This is a genomic window from Streptococcus sp. CF10-1 (genome assembly GCF_024295825.1).
In the GTDB taxonomy this organism is placed as follows: Bacteria; Bacillota; Bacilli; order Lactobacillales; family Streptococcaceae; genus Streptococcus.
In genome coordinates this window covers 141,120-160,764 of sequence record NZ_JANCPQ010000001.1, presented here as the reverse complement: position 1 = coordinate 160,764, position 19,645 = coordinate 141,120, and the positions used below count along the sequence as shown (strand labels likewise).

Below are 19,645 nucleotides of genomic sequence, written 5' to 3'. Positions count from 1 at the left end.
TTCTCCTAAATTTGACTATATTTTTAAACGTTTCTTAATTCCAATCCCGTCATTTAGACCTTTTAACAATCTTCCATAATTTAAAATCATGATGAGATACTCTTTGTTCAACCGGTGGCAATTGCATATAGTCTCCGTAGTCTGAGGTCAAAATTTCATGATAATTTTTCGGAATGGTAAATTCCTTACCTTCAAATGTTCCAGTAGTAACTTGTTCCAGCCATTCACGTCTCCACACTGGTTTGTTCATATCCTTGTAGATAAGATAATCCACTTGCTCATAATCTGAGACTTTACGGGATTTTGCAAGCTCTTCAATCTGGGCAACGTATTTGTTCGTATTGGTGAAATAGAAAATAATAATTGACACATAACGTAGCAGTGAATTCAGTACACTTTTCGTATTGGTAATGCCTTTAAAGGTGTAGCAACTCAATTGACGTTTCTTTATCAGTTTCGTCATCTTGTTTTTAAATTGTACGTCATCCTCGTAGCCATCTACAGGGAAAATATCTACATAGATTCCCATATTTGAATCGATGCGAACATCTTCTTCCAGCAAGTAAGTATGGTTATCCTGCACTTTCATAAAGGGATAGACATAGTTGAGATTATTTTTATAAGACATGACCTCGTAACGTTCATCAGGGTTAGTGATAAGGTAGTCTTGCAATTTTTCATAATCTTCTCGTAACATGCAGATATCCATGTCATCATCCCAAGGGATAAATCCTTGATGGCGAACAGCACCAATTAGACTTCCATATGCTAAGAAATACTTGACCCCAATTTCCTGACAAACTTCATGAATATACTCCATGATTCCAAGTTCCATCTCTTGAATTTCTTTAACATCTGTTACTTCTTGGTACCGAACTCCTTCATCTCGTTTGCAGACTACAAGTCCATAGCCAATCGCTAGCCAGAAGATGATATTGATAAAGTTGGTTGAATACATAATCTGACTTTCAAATAATTGACCAAACAAGATACCGAAGAAAAGGATCATGATCAATTTATCAGTATTTTTCTTGGAAACAATCAAATACGTTAAAAAGCGCTTGATGACATAAGCCAGTACAAGAAGGAAGGATAGCAAACCTAGAACTCCCGAACTGACAAATATGGTCACAAAAATGTTATGGAAATTCCCACCGATAAGGGAGTTTTGAATCTCAAATTTACTGAAATATTCTGTGTAGTAATCTGGAACGTTTCGTACACCATAACCAAAAATTGGTTTGGCACTTCCCATCTTGATGGCATTTTTCCAGATATAGGTTCTACCACTTGGTGTTGTTTCGATCAGATGGAGCTCGCCGTTCTTCTTAGTGACAGACGAATCTGTTTCAGCATAGGATTGTCCTTTGTTTAAATCTAAGACAGTCGCTGTTTCAGATGAGATATAGATTGAAGTTACATAGCTTAATCCAATATTAGTTGCAGTAATCAGCAAACCAGCAACTATAAAAGTGAGGAATCGTTTAACGATACTTCCTCTAGTAGCAAAGAAACTATAGAGTCCAATCATGAGAAGTAAAGAAAGTAAGGCTCCTCGACTTTGCATCGTAGCGAAGTAAACGAATTGAATCACATTATTCAGTTTAAGATAAACAGAATATTTACTTCCTTTATGGATCAAATACATAGCCAAAATAATGCTAATGTATGAAAATATCGCACTAGCATTTGGATTGACAATCCCCCACAGACGGCCATTCATGACACCATAGTAATAAGATTGTTCACCAATCTTAAATAGGATAAGGACTCTACTTACCAATAAACCAAACGCAAAAATTGCTGAAGAAAAAGATACAATTTGCACCGTATAGGCAATCCAGTCAAATAATTTTTTAAGTTGCCCTGATTGTAACATGGTAAATAATAAAACATAGGTTACCATGAAGAGGATTTCAATCACATTTCCAATCAGATGTCCAGAGCGATTGAAAATAGCTGATAGCAGATGACTTCCAGCTAAGAGTCCAAATAAGGATAGAAATTTGCGATCTGTTGTGATTTCTTTCCACTTAAACAATAAAGTATAGCAAATATAAAGCACTACAATCGCTGATAATCCCTTGTAGAGGGGATTTGCTATCTTATAAACCAGTGAACTCATACTTAAAATCGAAATAAAAACAAATAGATATGCAATCCATAGTTTTGATTTTTCAAAGTATTCATCCATTTTTGAAAAATTCATTTTCAACTCCTTCTCATGATATTAGTTTTTTAATCCAACAATTTTCTTATATAGCCATGGAGAAATGACAAGTGATAGGATAGCTATCTTGCGAAAAGTAGTGAAATAAGCATCCTTCCATATTTCGCGTCGGTGCTGAACAATCCAATTCCTCAGCTCGGCTTTCTCCTTTTGATACTCTTCACGTGAAGTAAAGATAATTTTATCGTAAACTGTAATGTACGACCAACATTCTCTATTTATTAATTCGTATTTTAAATTAGGGAAGGCTTGTGAAACTTGAGCAATTATTTGCTTATAAACTTCTATTGTGTCAAATACATATCGATTAACAGATGTCGTTGCACTTCCCTCACGATGATCATAATAATAAACAGGTTTGTCAATAAATACGCAACTGCATCTTGTCTTTAGTAGCAATTCAGTTAAAAATAGAGCATCTTCAGCTAGGTGATAGTTTGTATTAAACTTTTCATCTGCAAGCAGGTCTCTCTTAAACAGTTTTGCAACTGGAAAAAATGATGTTCTGGTAGTCATCAGTAGTTCCTTCATGGTTTCTTCTGTTGACCAGAGTTCTGTTTTTCCAGAATGTGAAGGTAGGTCTGTTACAATGCCATTTTTGATATGGTGCAGAGGAGCAATTGCAAAGCCTACATTCAACCCTTCAACTGCACTTGCTAAAGTAGCTAGGTAATCTTGGGTAACGAAATCATCGCTATCAATAAAGGTAACCCAAGAACCCGTTGCTAGCTGAATTCCCATATTTCTAGCATTTGAAACACCAGCATTTTCGATATGATAAACCTTGATATTCTCATACTGAGACGCTAATTGATCACACAGTTCTCCACTATTATCCGTCGAACCATCATTGACAAGAAGAATTTCCAAGTTGGTATAGGTCTGTTTTAAAATGGATTCTACACACTTTTCCAAATAGGCTTCTACATTATAGACTGGAACGATAACGCTTATTTTTTCTCCCATCATGCTCCATATTCTCCCTTATACTCTGTGTAGCTCTTGTCCATGTCTGCTATAATGGCGTCATGATGCGGTACTTGCTTGTCCGCTGGTGGCGGTGTCATATAGTCCCCAAAAGCAGTGCTGAGATAGGCATCATAGCCGACTGGAATGGGCATCTCAGTTCCTTCAAATGGCAAGAAAAGATTGTCTTCAAAGGATGCGATTGGGTACTTGTTTCGCATGTAGCCGGGACCTGAGCATAATTCCGTAATTCCATCGCTCTCAGCCAGACCATACTTGGTCATTTCTTTTTCAGCTTTTTTCCAAATGCGATAACGTAGAGATTTTGGAGTCAGGCCGAGTAAGATACGACTTCCCCATTTCATGACTGCACCATGCTTTTCTGGGATAGTTTGCGCACAAAAGAGTGAATAAATCAGGGCCCAACGAACTTGTTTCTTACGCTCAGCTGGATTTTTAGGATAATAATCTAAAGGTAAAACATCCAAGGCCAAACCGTGTGGCAAATCCAAATCCTTCTGATAAGGCTTGATACAAGTGGTTTCCTTGTCACGAATGGTAATAAAAAGGTTACGGTCTACAAAATCTTTGTTACTCTTTAACAAGAAATAACGCTCGTCTGCATAACGTGGCCACAGTTCTGCTAATTTTTCATAGTCCTTACGTGGCATGAAAAAGTCCAAATCATCATCCCAAGGAATGAAACCTTTGTTACGAAGGGCACCAATAGCTCCTCCACCACAGAGATAGCACAACAAATCATGTTCTTTACAAAATGCGACGAAATATTCAGCCATTTCCAGACTACGAGCCTGAATCGCTTTCAAATCACTCATGTCTCTCCTCTTCTGTCCAATAACGAGTTATATCGTTTTATTATACCATAAAAAAGCCCTAAAAATCCATCAGATACTAAGAAAAATCAAAGCCTAAACCACTTTTTCACTGGTGATTCAAACTTTGATTTTTTTATAGTATTCTATCTCATTCCCATTTGGGCGAGTTTGGTCTGGTATTTATTTTGATCAACTAGAAGTCCTTGTCCACCATAGATATCATAAGCGTCCACCCAGTCACCAAGTTCTGGGACGGTGAGTCTTTCAATGCCATTTTGAGCACCTTCTAGGACAGATAAGCCATTGGTCAACAAGAAGCTATATGGTAGATTTGTTGATGTCATGCCAAAGACTTTTCCAAGTGCCTCTGACCCCGTAAAGAGCTTGGTTGGATCTTTGATTTGCTCAAGAACAGCTGACATGACTTGTTGCTGACGTTTGGTACGGCCATAGTCTCCCTCATCATCATCACGGAAGCGAGCATAGTTCAGCAAGGTGGAGCCATTCATTTGCTGTTTTCCAACTTTGATAGTTTGAGTTGGGGACTCTGTCTCTGTTGCATGAAGGTCATCTCCGACTGTGGCTTCTGTCAGAGGTTGACCATTCAATGTTGAGAATTGAGCATCAATCGTTACTCCGTCAGGGAAGAGGGTATCAATAGCTGTTGCAAAGGCCTGGAAGTCGACCAGGGCATAGTACTTAATATCCAAATCAAAGTTGTCTTTTAGAACCTTGCGGACCATTTCAGCCCCCTTTTGCCCTTCTTGTTCCCCAAGTTCATAAGCAACATTGAGTTTGTTATCCGTTTGTTTCTGGCCATTTACAATCTTACTGTACCCGTCGATATAAACTAAGTTGTCACGCATAAAGCTGACTAGTTTGATCTTCTTATCCGATCCACTGACATTCAGTACCATGATCGTATCAGTACGGGTTTCTGCACTATTTTGACCGATACGGCCATCTGTCCCCATGACTAGGATATTCACACCATCTTTGGTATCCTGACCGTTAAAGACCTCTACTTGAGCGGCCTTGGCGTCAGCTGGCTTATTTGTTGGATTGGCTGCTGACTGGAACCCTCGAAGAAACATAAAAATCATCCCTGCAACTACACAGGTAACCAACAGCAGGAACCAAGTCAATATTCGTTTGAAGCGAATTCTTCTCTTTTTCTTTTTGACTTTAGGTTGAGGAGCTACCTTTTCACGTTTCTTAGACCGGCTTCTACTGCCATAAGTCGGAAGATCAATATCTCTACCCCAAGATTCTTCTTTTTCTTCTTGGTAGAAATGGTGAACTTCAGACTTGGGACCTGCCATTTTCTGTTGCAGATAATCAAATTCCCTCCGTTCACGGTCGTTGAGGTAATGAATATTTTTGAAGAGATAGTCATAACGTAACTGCTCGTGATGACTTAAAGGATTTTCTTTGCTCATTGACTCTCCTTTTCTATATCAGTTATGGTAAAAATCTGGTAGGTTCCCAGGATCTTGTGCTGGATTCCAATAGCTTCTAGTTCTTGTCTTGCAAAATGAACCAGTTCTTTGTCACTATAGTCTACATCGATAATGAAAAAGTATTCTCCCAAGGCTGTTTTAAGGGGGCGACTTTCAATCTTTGTTAAGTCAATCCCTCTCCAAGCAAAGGTCGAAAGTGCCTTGTAAAGAGCACCAGGTAGGTTGTCTGGTAAGGTCAAGGCCAAACTCATTTTTTCAGCTTGCGAGTTCAAAGGAATCTTCGGTATCTCTGCCCCTAAGACCCAAAAACGTGTGAAATTGGCTTCCATTTCCTGAATATCCTCGGCAATCAATTCCAAGCCATATTCTTCAGCTGAACTTTTAGGAGCAATAGCTGCATATGGCTGGTCTGGATGTTCCGAAATAAAGCGAGCCGCATAGGCTGTACTGGCGGTTACCTCAATTTTGGCCTCTGGATAGTGTTTGTCGATGAATCTCTTTCCTTGAGCCAGAGCCTGAGGATGAGAAAAAATTTTCTCAATTTTTGACTGACCGGGAACCGCCATCAACTGCTGGTGAATGGGCTGAACGATTTCTGCAACTGCTTGGATGCGAGCCTGATGAAAAAGATAATCCAAACTTTCATGGACACTACCCTCAATAGAATTTTCAACTGGCACCACCGAATAGTCCACCAAGCCCTGTTCATAGGCCTTGATAACATCTGTGATATTGGCAAAAGCCTGCAATTCCTCTTTGGGAAAGGCTGTCTGCACAACATGATGCGAAAAAGATCCCTTGGGACCTAGATAGGCAATTTTCATCTCAGTTCCTCTATAATTTCCTCTGGGCTTAACTTGGTCACATCCAAAACCCGACTGGCTACTTCCTCATACCAAGCTTGTCTTTCTTGGAAAATAGTTGCCAGTTCTTCCTTGCTTTTGTTAAGAAAGAGCGGGCGCTGATTGTCCTTATCAGCTACGATACGTTGGTAGAGGGTTTCAAAATCTGCTTTTAGGTAGATGTTATCAGGATTGGTTTTGAGCAAGTCGCGATTTTTCTGAGAAATGACAACTCCTCCGCCAGTTGACACAACGTGATCTGTTTTTAATAAGTCAGCTAGGACTTCTGACTCTACTTGACGAAAGGCATCTTCTCCCTTTTCAGTGAAAAAATTCGCAATGGACATGCCCAAACGTTCCTCGATTAAGGCATCCATATCGATGTAGACTGGGGCCAATCCTCTAGCGATTGTCGATTTGCCCGCCCCCATAAATCCGAGTAATACCTTAGCCATTAATCAAGCTCTCCAAATCATCAAAGAAGCTAGGATAGCTGGTATTGATGGCTTCAGCACGGTCAAGTTCCACTTCTCCATCAGCAACCAAGAGAGCTGCAATAGCTGTCATCATTCCAATTCGATGGTCACCAAACGTATTGACTCTAGCGCCATGAAGTCTTGATTTTCCTTTGATAATCATCCCATCTGCTGTAGGAGTGATGTCCGCTCCCATGCTATTTAAGGCATCTGCCACCACCTGAATGCGGTCTGTTTCCTTTACCTTGAGTTCCTCAGCATCCTTAATGACCGTTACACCTTGTGCTTGTGTCGCGAGAAGAGCAATAATGGGTAATTCATCAATCAAGCGGGGAATCAAGGCTCCACCAATCTCTGTTCCTTTGAGGTCTGAAGACTCGACAGTCAAGGTTGCTGATTTAGCGACAGGATCGATTTCAGTTATTTCTAGTTTTCCACCCATGGCGCGAATGACATCAATAATACCAGTACGAGTTTCATTGATGCCCACATTCTGCAGCACTACACGAGAGCTTGGAACAATCAAACCTGCGACCAACCAAAAGGCTGCACTGGAGATATCTCCTGGGACAACTACCTTTTGTCCAGTCAGTTTTTGCGGCCCTTGGACTGTGATTTTCTTTCCGTCCACACTTAATTGACCACCAAATTGCTGTAGCATATCTTCGGTGTGGTTACGAGTACATTCTTTCTCGATAATCACGGACTCCCCCTGAGCCTGCAAGGCTGCAAATATCAAGGCAGACTTGACCTGAGCAGAGGCGATTGGCAACTCATAGTGAATCGGTCTTAAATTTTTCGTCCCTTTTAGGCGAAGAGGAGGCAGGTCTCGCTCGGTTTGCCCTGAAATGCTAACGCCCATTTTTTTCAATGGAATCGTCACGCGATCCATAGGACGTTTAGAAAGACTATCATCTCCAAACATCTCTACTTCGAAGTCTGCACCAGCAAGGACACCTGAGATCAGGCGAATCGAGGTGCCAGAATTTCCCATATCCAAGGCGTTTTGCGGAGCTTTTAAGCCATCCATGCCCACACCTTGAATGGTAATCACACCGTCTGTATCCTCAATTTCAACACCAAGGTCACGAAAAACCTGCATAGTCGAGAGCACGTCCTCGCCACGCAAAATATCATAAACCTTAGTCTCACCTTCAGCCAAACTTCCAAAGATAATCGAACGGTGGCTGATGGACTTATCACCTGGAACCCGGATACTACCATGTAAGTGGCGAATGTTTGTTTTTAGTTTCATAGTTGACCTCATACTTGCAATACTTTTTCTTATTTTATCACAAAAAAGCCAGAAATTCCTGAAATTTCTGGCTTTTATACAGATAAAATACTATTTCAATAATTCTGAAACAGGTTCAAAGACAATTTTTTCAATGTCTGAAAGGTAAATAGACAATTGTTGCTGTTTGGCAAAGAAATCTGACAAAAGAGCGTTCTCTTGGATTTGCTTACTAAAGGACTGCATCTTTTCTTGGAAAGAAGCATCTGGCATTTGTCCAGTTTGCGCCATGACTTGGATTTCTTGCTGGAAGGCAAGGTAATCTGCAAAAATCTTGCTGGCTTCCGTATCAGCTTGGATGGCATCTTTTGCTGCCTTAACCGCCTTGTATTCTGGTAATTCGCGTAATCCGCGACTAAGTTCATTTGCACTATCGTAAATATTTGACATGATTTTCTCCTTATTTGATGACGACTGTGTAGTCGGTATTTTCTGTGATTAAACGCTCAGCTCGTTCTAAGTCTTGAGCATTTTTAAAGGAAATTTGTAGAATCCCGTGAATATCCTCACGGTTTTCTTCGTTGATGTGAATGTTGACCAAGGAAGTTCCTCGTAGCAATTCCAAAATCCGCAAGATGACATCTTCTTCATCGGGAACATCGACATAGAGGTCGTAAGAGCTATCCACACCACCACGCTTATGGATTTCCATGGCCTGCCGTTGCTCACGTGCTTGATTGAAAAAGTTCCAAATTTGCTCTTCATCTCCCTTGCTGATAGACTGGCCAATCGCTTCCAAACGCTCCTTGAAATCCGCAATTCGCTCTAGAATGGTCTCACGATTAGACAAGAGAATGGAAGTCCACATACCTGGTTCACTCTCTGCAATGCGAGTCATATCTCGAAAACCACCCGCTGCAAAGCGCCTTGCCATTTCATGTTCTTGTGCATAGACTGCTGTCTGCTCCATGAGGCTGGAAGCTAGAATATGAGGAAAATGGCTAATCTGAGAAGTCACCCGATCATGCTCCTTGGCATCAATCTCGATAAAACGAGCATGGATACCAGAAAGTAGGTCCTTCATTTCCTCAAGCGTGTCTGAACTAGTCAAACTAGATGGAGTAAAGATATAGTAGGCATTCTCAAAGAGATTGACATCTGCCGAGGCAGCTCCTGTCTTGTGGCTACCAGCCATGGGATGAGCCCCGACAAAACGAATTGACTTGCCAGCCAAGTATTCCTCAGCAACTTCCACAATGGCAGCCTTGGTAGAGCCCGCATCTGAAATAATGACGCCTTCTTTCAAGTCTAAATCTGCCAACTCCTTAATAAAAGCAATGGTCTGTTTGATTGGCAAGGTCAGTATGATGACATCTGCTAGGGGAGCGAAACTGGCAAAATCATCCGTCGCACGGTCAATCATCCCCCGCTCCAAGGCAATGTCTCTTGAAGCTTGACTGCGATTATAACCTAAAATTTCATAATCAGGATGATCGCGCTTGATACCGAGTGCCATCGAAGCACCAATCAAACCGAGACCTGCAATATAGATGGTTTTTGCCATAAGGACTCCTTAATAGTTCTTTGTATAGTCTCGGTGCTTGGCAACTGCCTCTTTTAATTCTTCAAGATTATCTGATGAGAATTTTTCAAGGATTTCTTGTGCCAGAACCGTTGCTACAACGGCTTCCATGACCACACCTGCTGCTGGAAGAGCAGTCGGATCACTTCTCTCAACAGTTGCCTTGTAAGGTTCGTGGGTTTCGATATCCACACTTATCAATGGTTTGTAAAGAGTGGGAATGGGTTTCATAACACCACGAACAACAATCGGTTGCCCATTGGTCATACCACCTTCGAAACCACCCAGATTATTGGTACGACGAGTATAGCCGTCTTCTTTAGACCAGAGAATTTCATCCATAACCTGGCTGCCTTTACGGTAACCAGCTTCAAAACCAAGACCAAATTCTACTCCTTTAAAGGCATTGATAGAAACAACTGCTTGGGCCAATCGCGCATCCAATTTTCTGTCCCATTGAACATAGGAACCAAGGCCGACTGGTACGCCTCCGACAACTGTCTCCACAACTCCACCGATAGTATCACCGTCACGCTTGATTTGGTCAATGTAATCCTTGATTTCCTGTTCTCTTTCTTGGTTGACAATAGAAACTTCAGACTGGGCAGCTCGTTGCTTAATCTCAGCCACGGTCAGATTTTCAGGTACATCAATTTTCTTGCCTCCAAAAACCACAACGTGGTTGGCAATCTCCATATCCAGTTCAGTTAAGAGACGTTTGGCTACTGCTCCAACTGCTACTCGCATGGTGGTTTCACGAGCTGATGAACGTTCCAAAGAATTTCGTAAATCATCAAAACGATACTTGATCCCCCCTACCAAGTCGGCGTGACCTGGACGAGGATGAGTGATTTTTCGCTTGCTTTTGAGGCGGTCTTCGATGTCTTCTGCAGACATGATGTCCAGCCATTTTTGGTGGTCTTTATTGACAACATCCATGGTAATGGGAGCCCCTGTCGTTTTCCCGTGACGAACTCCCGAAGTAAAGACAACCTGGTCACTCTCAATCTTCATACGGCCACCACGACCGTAGCCACCCTGACGGCGTTTAAGGTCTCCATTAATATCCTCAGCTGTCAAAGGAAGTCCAGCGGGAATTCCCTCGATAATAGCCGTCAGACGGGGTCCGTGTGATTCTCCTGCAGTTAAATATCTCATACACTCTCCTTATTTTACCAAGTAGTCTTTCATCTCTTCCAGAGAAACTGGGTGAATGGTCGCTGAACCAAGCTCTGGTACCAAGACCAATTTCAAGGTATTGCCACGCGCTTTCTTGTCATGAGTCAAAGCTTGATAAAGCTTGTCAACATCCCAGTTTTCATAGTCAACAGGTAGTCCAAATTTCTGACACATCTCTGTAATGGACTGGGTTATTCCTTCTGACATGAGGCCTTTTCCCTCAGCAACCTTGGCAATCTGCACCATTCCCATGGCCACAGCCTCACCATGCATGACTTTGCCATAACCGGCAGTCGCTTCAATAGCATGGCCAATAGTGTGCCCAAAATTGAGGTAAAGGCGAACACCATTGTCCAACTCATCCTCAACCACCATCTTGCGCTTCACCTGACAAGAATGTTCAATTAAAGTCTCCGCATGTTCCAGTATACTCTCAACAGAACCATCCAGGTCCGTTAAGAGAGCCCACAGTTCTGGATCCTCAATCAAGCCGTACTTGATAACCTCACCCATTCCTTCAATCAACTCTCTTTTTCCGAGTGTTTCAAGGACAAGCGGGTCAATCAGAACCCCATCTGGTTGGGCAAAAGTTCCCACCATATTTTTAGCAAAAGGAGTGTTAACACCCGTCTTTCCACCGATAGAAGAATCAACCTGGGCAGTCAAACTAGTCGGAATCTGAACAAAGTGAATGCCCCGCATATAGGTAGAAGCTACAAAACCAGCCAGATCCCCAACAACACCTCCACCAAGAGCCACAATCCCATCGCTACGAGTCAACCCCTGCTTGACTAGAAATTCATAGACTTTCTGAACAGTTGTTAAATTCTTTCTTTCTTCGCCTTCTAAAAAGTCAAAAACAGCTACCTGAAAACCAGCATCTTCTAGGCTGAGTTTAACCTTCTCTGCATAGAGAGAAGCTACATGGTTATCGGTTACAATGACCACTTTTTGAGGTTGCCAGAGTTCTCGCAACCATTGACCAGCCTGAGCCAGACAACCTTTTTCAATCTGAATATCATAAGGATGATGCGGAATATCGATTCTGATTTTCATAGTAGGGTCTCCTTTTCACTATTTATATTTTTCTGTTAAGGACTGCCAAATTTCTTCTGTCGGCATTTCTTTACCTGTCCACAGTTGAAAAGCTTCAGCAGCCTGATAGAGCAACATTCCTAGACCATTGACAGCTGGATTGCCCTGGCTTCTAGCCCATTTCAAAAATGGTGTCTCAAAAGGTTGGTAAATGATATCTGCGACCAAGAGAGCCTCTGGCAAATTGATACTTTCTGGAACTGGCGACGACTGACCATCCATTCCCACACTAGTCGCATTGACGAGCAGGTCCGACTCAGCAACCCTTGATTGCAGTTCAAAAAGATCCTCTAAAGCATACAAGTCCACTTTAAAGCCTGTCTGCTCCTGTAACTTATCTAGGTAAGGTCTTGTTTTTTCCGTAGAAACTGAACGAACAAAGACCGAAATCTGACTGACGCCATCCAAAATAGCTTGCGCCAAAATTGATTTGGCCGCGCCCCCTGCTCCCAGAATGGTCATTTTCTTATCTGAGATTGTAAAAGAAGGCAAGCTCTTAAAAAATCCCTTGCCATCTGTATTATATCCAATTAAAGTGCCATTATGATTGACAACAGTATTGACCGCCCCAATCAAACGAGCCTCATCACTCAACTCATCCAGATAAGGAATAACCTGCTCCTTGTAAGGCATAGAGAGATTGATCCCAAACATATGGTAACGGCGAATATTGGCGACTGTTTCTGCCAAGTCACCCGCTTCAATCTCCCAAGCTACATAGGCACCATTGGTAGCTGTCGCCTCAAAGGCCCTATTGTGGATAAAGGGTGAAATAGAGTGTTTGATGGGATTGGCAACAACTGCAGCTAAACGTGTATAGCCATCAAGCCTCATCCAAAATCTCCCTGATTTTCTTCATGTTTGATAGCGAAATCTGACCTGGGGCACTCGCTTCATCCAGACTAGCAAATGACCAACTTGAACCTGTCACATCTGAAGTGATACGAGATACCTTGCCCATTTTCCCCATGGAAATGGTCACGTACTCTTGCTCAGGGTTGAGTGTTTTAAATCCTCGAGTGTAATTCATCAGGTCTAAAACATCCTGCTCCGTATGGGCCATAACTGATACCTTGACCACTTTCGGAGAGAGACTGGTCAACTCAGACAAAATTTCCATCATGTTTTCAGGTGTCTCCTGGAAATTATGGTAACTCAAAACAAGATTTGGAAAATCCAACATTTCCTCAAAAACGTCCTTGTAGCTGAAATACTCAAAATCTACATAATCCGGCTGATAAAGCTGAGTAACTTCCTTGATGATTTGAACATACTCTTCTGAGGAAAGTTCGATTTCTCCTCCCTCAGCGCGGGTCCGAAGGGTAAAGACCAGTTCGCGTCCTGCAAATTTCTCAAAGATAGCGGGTGCTACCTGTAAAATAGCGTCCTTTGTAAGAAAGTCCGCACGCCACTCAATGATATCGGCATCTTCATACCTAGTGGCATCCAGTTCTTGCGCTTCTTCTAAACTTCTTGGCATTACTGAAACGATTAATTTCATCTACTAACCTTCATACTAATCACCTTGAGGTAATTACTGCTTTCATCTTTTTTATTATGGGCAAAGTCTGCTGGAAGACCATATTGGTTTAAAATCTGATACCTTCTTCCTGCAAAACCTTTATCAATTTGTTCTGTAAATTTCTGGCGGGAAACATTGGCAGCATTGGTACTGGCAATGATAATGCCTCCCGGATTTAAAATCTCTAGACTCTGGGAAATCAACTTGTGATAGTCCTTAGCTACAGAGAATGTTTGTTTTTTATTGCGGGCAAAGCTCGGCGGATCAAGCACAATCACATCATAGGTCAAGCCTTTTCTCTTGGCATACTTGAAGTACTCAAAGACATCCATAACGATAAAACGATGATTGTCCGTGCTGAGTCCATTTGCATGAAAATGGGCTTCTGACAGCTCTCTAGACCGTTTGGCCAAGTCGACAGAAGTCGTCTCACTGGCGCCTCCCATAGCTGCAGCAACTGAAAAGGCAGCCGTATAGGAAAACATATTGAGCAAAGATTTGCCCATAGCTAGGCCGTCAACCAGATTCCCACGAACCTCATGCTGGTCTAGGAAAATCCCTGTCATCAAGCCATCATTCATAAAGACTTGATAGAGCACGCCATTCTCAAGAACAGTAAAATAATCTGGCGCTTCCTCACCATAAACATAGGCAGACTCGTAGTCTAGACCTTTAAAACGAATCTTTTCATAAGCTCCCAAGACCTCAGGGAAAACTTCCTTAAAAGCCTTTACGATCAGCTCACGAATCTGGTAAACAAAGGAGTTGTACCAAGAAAAGACAGCATAATCTCCATAGAGATCAACAGTCAGACCACCAAAACCATCCCCCTCTTGGTTAAAAAGGCGAAAGGCAGTGGTCAAGTCATCTTGATAATAAGGCTTTCTAGCTTCCTTGGCCTTACGAAACAGGATTTCAAAAAAGGCTTGATTGAAACGAACCTTTTCCTTGCTGATGAACCAGCCAATGCCCTTGTTCTGCTGGGAAAGATAGGCGCTCCCTAAAAACTTCCCGTCTTGACTAAGAACTTCTACTGCCTGATCCGTCAGTTCAATATCTGTTAAATCACTTGCTTCCAAAAGAACTAGACCCTTAGCTAGCTTTTTTTCAACGCGTCTGCTGACCCTAATTCTATTCATAGCTACTATTATAGCAAATTTTGTGACAATTCTCAAAAAAGAAACCGTTTAACCATTTGTACTTTAGTTTACTGAGTGTCATTTTTGTTAAAATAAGTTTATTCCATTTACTTTTTCACCAAAACATCCTTTCCCTTGTGATGGAAAGAGAGATTTTAATCGATAAAAATAGACAATTTCAGAAATGAGTATAGAATCTTGCGCAAACGTTTGCCTAGTTCTGAACTTTATGGTAGAATAAAACACAACATTGATAAGCAAGAGGAAAAACAATGCAAAATCAGACACTTATGCAATACTTTGAATGGTATTTGCCTCACGACGGCCAACACTGGACGCGACTGGCTGAAGATGCTTCACACCTAGCTCATCTGGGGATTAGTCACGTCTGGATGCCACCAGCTTTTAAGGCAACCAATGAAAAAGATGTCGGCTATGGGGTCTATGACTTATTCGACTTAGGCGAGTTTAACCAAAAAGGTACTGTCCGCACCAAGTATGGGTTTAAAGAAGACTATCTTCAAGCCATTCAAGCCCTAAAGGCACAGGGAATTCAACCTATGGCCGATGTGGTGCTCAATCACAAGGCTGCAGCCGATCACATGGAAGCCTTTCAGGTTATTGAAGTGGACCCTGAGGATCGTACCGTTCAACTAAGCGAGCCCTTTACTATTAATGGCTGGACCCACTTCACCTTCGATGGTCGCCAAGACACCTACAATGACTTCCACTGGCACTGGTACCACTTCACAGGTACAGACTATGATGCCAAGCGCCGTAAGTCTGGCATTTACTTGATCCAGGGGGACAACAAAGGCTGGGCAAATGAGGAATTGGTCGATAACGAAAACGGTAACTACGACTACCTCATGTATGCTGACCTGGACTTTAAACACCCTGAAGTCATCCAAAACATCTATGACTGGGCTGACTGGTTCATGGAAACGACTGGTGTAGCTGGTTTCCGCTTGGATGCCGTTAAGCACATCGACTCCTTCTTTATGGGCAATTTCATTCGTGATATGAAGGAAAAATACGGTGAGGATTTCTATGTTTTTGGTGAATTTTGGAATCCTGATAAGGAAGCCAATCTGGACTATCTTGAAAAAACGGAAGAACGCTTTGACCTTGTCGATGTTCGCCTCCACCAAAACCTCTTTGAAGCTAGCCATGCTGGAGCAAGCTACGACCTTCGTAACATTTTCACAGATAGCTTGGTTGAACTAAAACCCGATAAGGCTGTAACCTTTGTCGACAACCATGATACTCAACGAGGACAAGCCCTTGAGTCTACTGTTGAAGAATGGTTCAAGCCAGCAGCCTATGCGCTCATCCTTCTTCGTGAGCAAGGCCTTCCATGTGTCTTTTATGGAGACTATTACGGCATTTCAGGGCAATATGCCCAAGAAGATTTCAGAGAAGTTCTTGACCGTCTCCTAGCCATCCGAAAAGATTTGGCCTATGGAGAGCAAACAGACTACTTTGACGATGCCAACTGCATCGGATGGGTTCGTTCAGGCGCTGAACATCAATCCCCAATCGCTGTCCTTATCTCCAATGACCAAGAAAACAGCAAGTCTATGTTTGTCGGGCAAGAATGGGCTGACCAAACCTTTGTTGACATCCTTGAAAATCATCCAGCACAAGTTACAATCAATGCTGAAGGTTATGGAGAATTTCCAGTAGCAGCGGGTTCAGTCAGTGTCTGGGTAGCAAAATAAACCTATCAGGTACAAGTCAAATCCAACCGGATTTGGCTTTTTTGTGTATGCAAAAAGACCTACCCAAATGGATAGATCCTAAATGTTTTCTTATAATTTACCTGCTACTGCATCCAACAATTCTTGGATTTTCGCTTGGTTGCTTCCTCCTGCCATGGCCATGTCTGGTTTACCACCACCACGTCCATCAACAATTGGAGCCAATTCTTTAACCAAGTTACCTGCGTGGATATCTTTTGTCTTGCTAGCTACAAGAAGGTTCACCTTGTCACCAATAGCGGCAACTAGGACAAGCACATCAGAGTAGTCTTTTTGTTTCCAGTTATCCGCAAAGGTACGAAGGGCACCTGCATCTGATACAGAAACTTGGCTTGCAATGTAACGGTGTCCGTTGACTTCCTTCACATTCTTGAAGACATCACCTGCGGCTGCTGCTGTTGCTTTTTCCTTCAATTCTGCATTTTCTTTTTGAAGTTGACGGAGTTGCTCTTGAAGTCCTTCAACCTTGTGAGGCGCTTCCTTGAGTTGAGGTGCTTTAAGAGTTGCTGCGACAGCTTTCAAAGCGTCTTCTTGTTCACGGTAGGCTTCAAATGCTTCCTTACCAGTCACTGCCAAGATACGACGAGTTCCTGATCCGATTCCTTCTTCTTTGACAATCTTGAAGAGGCCAATCTCAGAAGTATTACCTACGTGGGTACCACCACAAAGCTCAACAGAGTAATCACCGATGGTCACAACACGAACTTCCTTACCGTATTTCTCACCAAAGAGGGCCATAGCTCCCATTTCCTTGGCAGTGTCAATATCTGTCTCAACAGTTTCTACTGCAATTGCTTCCCAGATTTTCTCATTGACTTGTTGCTCAATAGCACGCAACTCTTCAGGAGTTACGGCTTGGAAGTGCGTGAAGTCAAAGCGAAGGAATTCGACTTCGTTCAGAGATCCTGCTTGTGTCGCATGGTGACCAAGGATATTGTGAAGGACCGCATGGAGCAAGTGAGTGGCTGTGTGGTTTTTCATGACACGGTTACGACGATTGGTATCAATTGCCAAGGTGTATTCTTGGTTCAAAGCAAGAGGAGCAAGAACTTCAACGGTATGGAGTGGTTGTCCATTTGGTGCTTTTTGAACATCTGTCACAGTAGCAACAAGATTTCCTGCAGCATCCAAGATTTGACCGTGGTCAGCTACTTGTCCACCCATTTCAGCGTAGAATGGTGTTTCCGCAAAGATAAGAGAGGCAGTTCCTTCAGAAACAGCTTCTACTTCAGCGTTTTCAGCTACGATAGCCACCAACTTAGAAGGCAATTGACTAGCATTGTAGTTGAAGACACTTTCCACTGTAATGTTTTGGAGGGTTTCATTTTGCATACCCATTGAGCCACCCTTAACAGCAGACGCACGCGCACGTTCTTGCTGCTCTTTCATGGCTGCTTCAAAACCTCCACGGTCTACAGTCATCCCAGCTTCTTCAGCAATTTCTTCAGTCAATTCTACTGGGAATCCATATGTGTCGTAGAGTTTGAAGACATCTGAACCAGCGATAACTGTTTGGCCTTTTTCTTTCAAGTCTGCTACGATACCTTGGGCAAAGTGTTGACCTGAATGAAGGGTACGGGCAAATGACTCTTCCTCGCTCTTCACAATTTTTTCAATAAAGTCCCGTTTTTCAAGCACTTCTGGATAGTAGCTTTCCATGATTTTTCCAACAGTTGGAACGAGTTTGTAAAGAAAAGGCTCGTTGATGCCCAATTTTTGACCGTGCATAGAAGCACGACGGAGAAGACGGCGAAGAACATAACCACGGCCTTCATTTCCTGGAAGAGCACCATCACCGATGGCAAATGAAAGTGAACGGATGTGGTCTGCAATGACCTTGAAGCTCATGTTGTCGCCATCTTGGTCGTAGACCTTATCAGACAATTTCTCAACTTCACGAATGATTGGCATGAAGAGGTCAGTTTCAAAGTTTGTCTTAGCCCCTTGGATAACTGCCACCAAACGTTCCAAACCAGCGCCCGTATCAATGTTCTTGTGTGGCAATTCCTTGTACTCACTACGAGGAACAGCAGGGTCAGCATTAAATTGTGACAAAACGATATTCCAGATTTCGATGTAACGGTCGTTTTCGATATCTTCTTCAAGAAGACGAATGCCAATATTTTCTGGGTCAAAGACTTCTCCACGGTCAAAGAAAATCTCTGTATCTGGTCCAGAAGGTCCCGCACCGATTTCCCAGAAGTTGTCTTCGATTGGGATCAAGTGGCTTGGGTCCACTCCTACTTCAATCCAGCGGTTGTAAGAATCTTTATCATCTGGATAGTAGGTCATATATAGTTTGTCTTTAGGAAAATCAAACCATTCTGGGCTTGTCAAAAGCTCATAAGCCCAAGTGATAGCCTCATCACGGAAATAATCACCGATAGAAAAGTTCCCCAACATTTCAAACATGGTATGGTGACGCGCAGTTTTCCCTACGTTTTCGATGTCGTTGGTACGGATAGCCTTTTGGGCATTGGTAATACGCGGATTTTCAGGAATGATGGTTCCGTCAAAGTATTTCTTAAGGGTAGCAACCCCTGAGTTGATCCACAAAAGTGTTGGGTCGTTTACTGGAACCAAGCTGACTGATGGTTCTACAGAGTGGCCTTTACTTGCCCAGAAATCAAGCCACATTTGGCGGATTTGAGCGCTAGATAATTGTTTCATATGTTTTTCTCCTTCATTCTTTTTTAATCTTTTCAATATTGTTCCTATGACGAGCTTTCCAGCATTTTTACATAGTCAATAGCGACACAGAGAGAAATGACCAAATCTGCATAAGAGTCCTCAAGGACAGTTACTGCGTAAGTCGAGGTTAAGTGGAAAATTTCTTCCTTAATTTCGGCGACAAGTTGATCGCGGTCATCCAACAATTTGAAATTCCAATCCCAGAAATTGCCTTCAATTCGAAGACCTAGATTATCAAACTCATACTTATCACGGAAGATAGTGAACTTCTGACGAATGTAAAAGCTCGCCCCGTCACTGAGTTTGATTTTAAACTGGGGCATGAAGGTTAGAAAGGTTTTGGTAATCTGACTGACCTGTTCACCATTCGCATCGTAGATGGTAAAAGTCTTAGGAATTTTGAAAAAAGATCCTTCCACTTGATATTCCACATTTCCTCTATCATCCTTGATATCAAATTTCTCCCCGCCTAAGCGAAACTTTTGCTTGACCAGATATGTTTTCATCTCTTGACCTCCAAAATCAATTTAAAAGACAAGTTCCTTGTACGAAGGGCGAAAAACCGCGGTACCACCTTCATTCAATGAACTTGTCATTCTCTTATTCTTATGCAATTGTCTGATTGAGTAGCAT

Annotated in this window: 17 protein-coding genes; 1 reads left to right on the top strand and 16 read right to left on the bottom strand. The window is 42.3% G+C overall.

What is annotated here, in order from left to right:
* Window positions 1-49: 49 nt before the first annotated feature.
* The 14 genes from NMM25_RS00810 to NMM25_RS00745 all read right to left on the bottom strand — a co-directional run bounded on the left by NMM25_RS00810 (window position 50) and on the right by NMM25_RS00745 (window position 14,561).
* The gene (locus NMM25_RS00810; RefSeq protein ID WP_254735685.1) at window positions 50-2,209 is read right to left on the bottom strand and encodes a LicD family protein; all 2,160 of its coding nucleotides are present in this window, start codon (window positions 2,207-2,209) and stop codon (window positions 50-52) included.
* Between the two features lie 21 nt (window positions 2,210-2,230).
* Window positions 2,231-3,199: a glycosyltransferase family 2 protein gene (locus NMM25_RS00805; RefSeq protein WP_254735684.1), complete on the bottom strand. Its 969-nt coding sequence runs from the start codon at window positions 3,197-3,199 to the stop codon at window positions 2,231-2,233.
* On the bottom strand, window positions 3,196-4,032 hold the full coding sequence (locus NMM25_RS00800) for a phosphorylcholine transferase LicD (protein WP_125391218.1): 837 nt from the start codon (window positions 4,030-4,032) through the stop codon (window positions 3,196-3,198). Before NMM25_RS00800 ends, NMM25_RS00805 begins: the two co-directional genes overlap by 4 nt.
* A 143-nt stretch (window positions 4,033-4,175) precedes the next feature.
* The gene (locus NMM25_RS00795; protein WP_254735683.1) at window positions 4,176-5,471 is read right to left on the bottom strand and encodes an LCP family protein; all 1,296 of its coding nucleotides are present in this window, start codon (window positions 5,469-5,471) and stop codon (window positions 4,176-4,178) included.
* A complete protein-coding gene (gene pheA, locus NMM25_RS00790; RefSeq protein WP_254735682.1) occupies window positions 5,468-6,316 on the bottom strand; it encodes a prephenate dehydratase in 849 nt (282 codons plus the stop codon). Before pheA ends, NMM25_RS00795 begins: the two co-directional genes overlap by 4 nt.
* Window positions 6,313-6,789, bottom strand: a complete 477-nt coding sequence (locus tag NMM25_RS00785) for a shikimate kinase (RefSeq protein ID WP_254735681.1) — start codon at window positions 6,787-6,789, stop codon at window positions 6,313-6,315. Before NMM25_RS00785 ends, pheA begins: the two co-directional genes overlap by 4 nt.
* Window positions 6,782-8,065: a 3-phosphoshikimate 1-carboxyvinyltransferase gene (gene aroA, locus NMM25_RS00780; protein WP_254735680.1), complete on the bottom strand. Its 1,284-nt coding sequence runs from the start codon at window positions 8,063-8,065 to the stop codon at window positions 6,782-6,784. The genes NMM25_RS00785 and aroA overlap by 8 nt, the downstream gene beginning before the upstream one ends.
* A 90-nt stretch (window positions 8,066-8,155) precedes the next feature.
* On the bottom strand, window positions 8,156-8,494 hold the full coding sequence (locus NMM25_RS00775) for a YlbF/YmcA family competence regulator (protein WP_254735679.1): 339 nt from the start codon (window positions 8,492-8,494) through the stop codon (window positions 8,156-8,158).
* Between the two features lie 10 nt (window positions 8,495-8,504).
* Window positions 8,505-9,608, bottom strand: coding sequence for a prephenate dehydrogenase (locus tag NMM25_RS00770; protein ID WP_254735678.1), 1,104 nt, complete (start codon window positions 9,606-9,608; stop codon window positions 8,505-8,507).
* A gap of 9 nt (window positions 9,609-9,617) precedes the next feature.
* Window positions 9,618-10,784, bottom strand: a complete 1,167-nt coding sequence (gene aroC / locus NMM25_RS00765; RefSeq protein WP_254735677.1) for a chorismate synthase — start codon at window positions 10,782-10,784, stop codon at window positions 9,618-9,620.
* Window positions 10,785-10,793: 9 nt separating this feature from the next.
* Window positions 10,794-11,861 carry a 3-dehydroquinate synthase gene (gene aroB / locus NMM25_RS00760; protein ID WP_254735676.1) on the bottom strand — a complete coding sequence of 356 codons (1,068 nt, stop codon included), beginning with the start codon at window positions 11,859-11,861 and terminating at the stop codon, window positions 10,794-10,796.
* 18 nt (window positions 11,862-11,879) lie between these two features.
* The gene (locus NMM25_RS00755; protein WP_254735675.1) at window positions 11,880-12,734 is read right to left on the bottom strand and encodes a shikimate dehydrogenase; all 855 of its coding nucleotides are present in this window, start codon (window positions 12,732-12,734) and stop codon (window positions 11,880-11,882) included.
* Complete coding sequence (gene aroD / locus NMM25_RS00750) at window positions 12,724-13,401, bottom strand: type I 3-dehydroquinate dehydratase (protein ID WP_000767778.1); 678 nt, start codon at window positions 13,399-13,401, stop codon at window positions 12,724-12,726. Before aroD ends, NMM25_RS00755 begins: the two co-directional genes overlap by 11 nt.
* Entirely contained in the window at window positions 13,398-14,561 is a 1,164-nt protein-coding gene (locus NMM25_RS00745; RefSeq protein WP_254735674.1) for a class I SAM-dependent rRNA methyltransferase, read from the bottom strand. Before NMM25_RS00745 ends, aroD begins: the two co-directional genes overlap by 4 nt.
* 272 nt (window positions 14,562-14,833) lie before the next feature.
* On the opposite strand from NMM25_RS00745, the gene NMM25_RS00740 reads away from it, so the two are divergent.
* Window positions 14,834-16,282: an alpha-amylase gene (locus NMM25_RS00740; protein WP_254735673.1), complete on the top strand. Its 1,449-nt coding sequence runs from the start codon at window positions 14,834-14,836 to the stop codon at window positions 16,280-16,282.
* 90 nt (window positions 16,283-16,372) lie between these two features.
* On the opposite strand, the gene alaS is transcribed toward NMM25_RS00740, so the two are convergent.
* On the bottom strand, window positions 16,373-18,991 hold the full coding sequence (gene alaS / locus NMM25_RS00735) for an alanine--tRNA ligase (RefSeq protein WP_254735672.1): 2,619 nt from the start codon (window positions 18,989-18,991) through the stop codon (window positions 16,373-16,375).
* A gap of 44 nt (window positions 18,992-19,035) precedes the next feature.
* A complete protein-coding gene (locus NMM25_RS00730; RefSeq protein ID WP_254735671.1) occupies window positions 19,036-19,518 on the bottom strand; it encodes an LURP-one-related/scramblase family protein in 483 nt (160 codons plus the stop codon).
* Window positions 19,519-19,645: the final 127 nt, after the last annotated feature.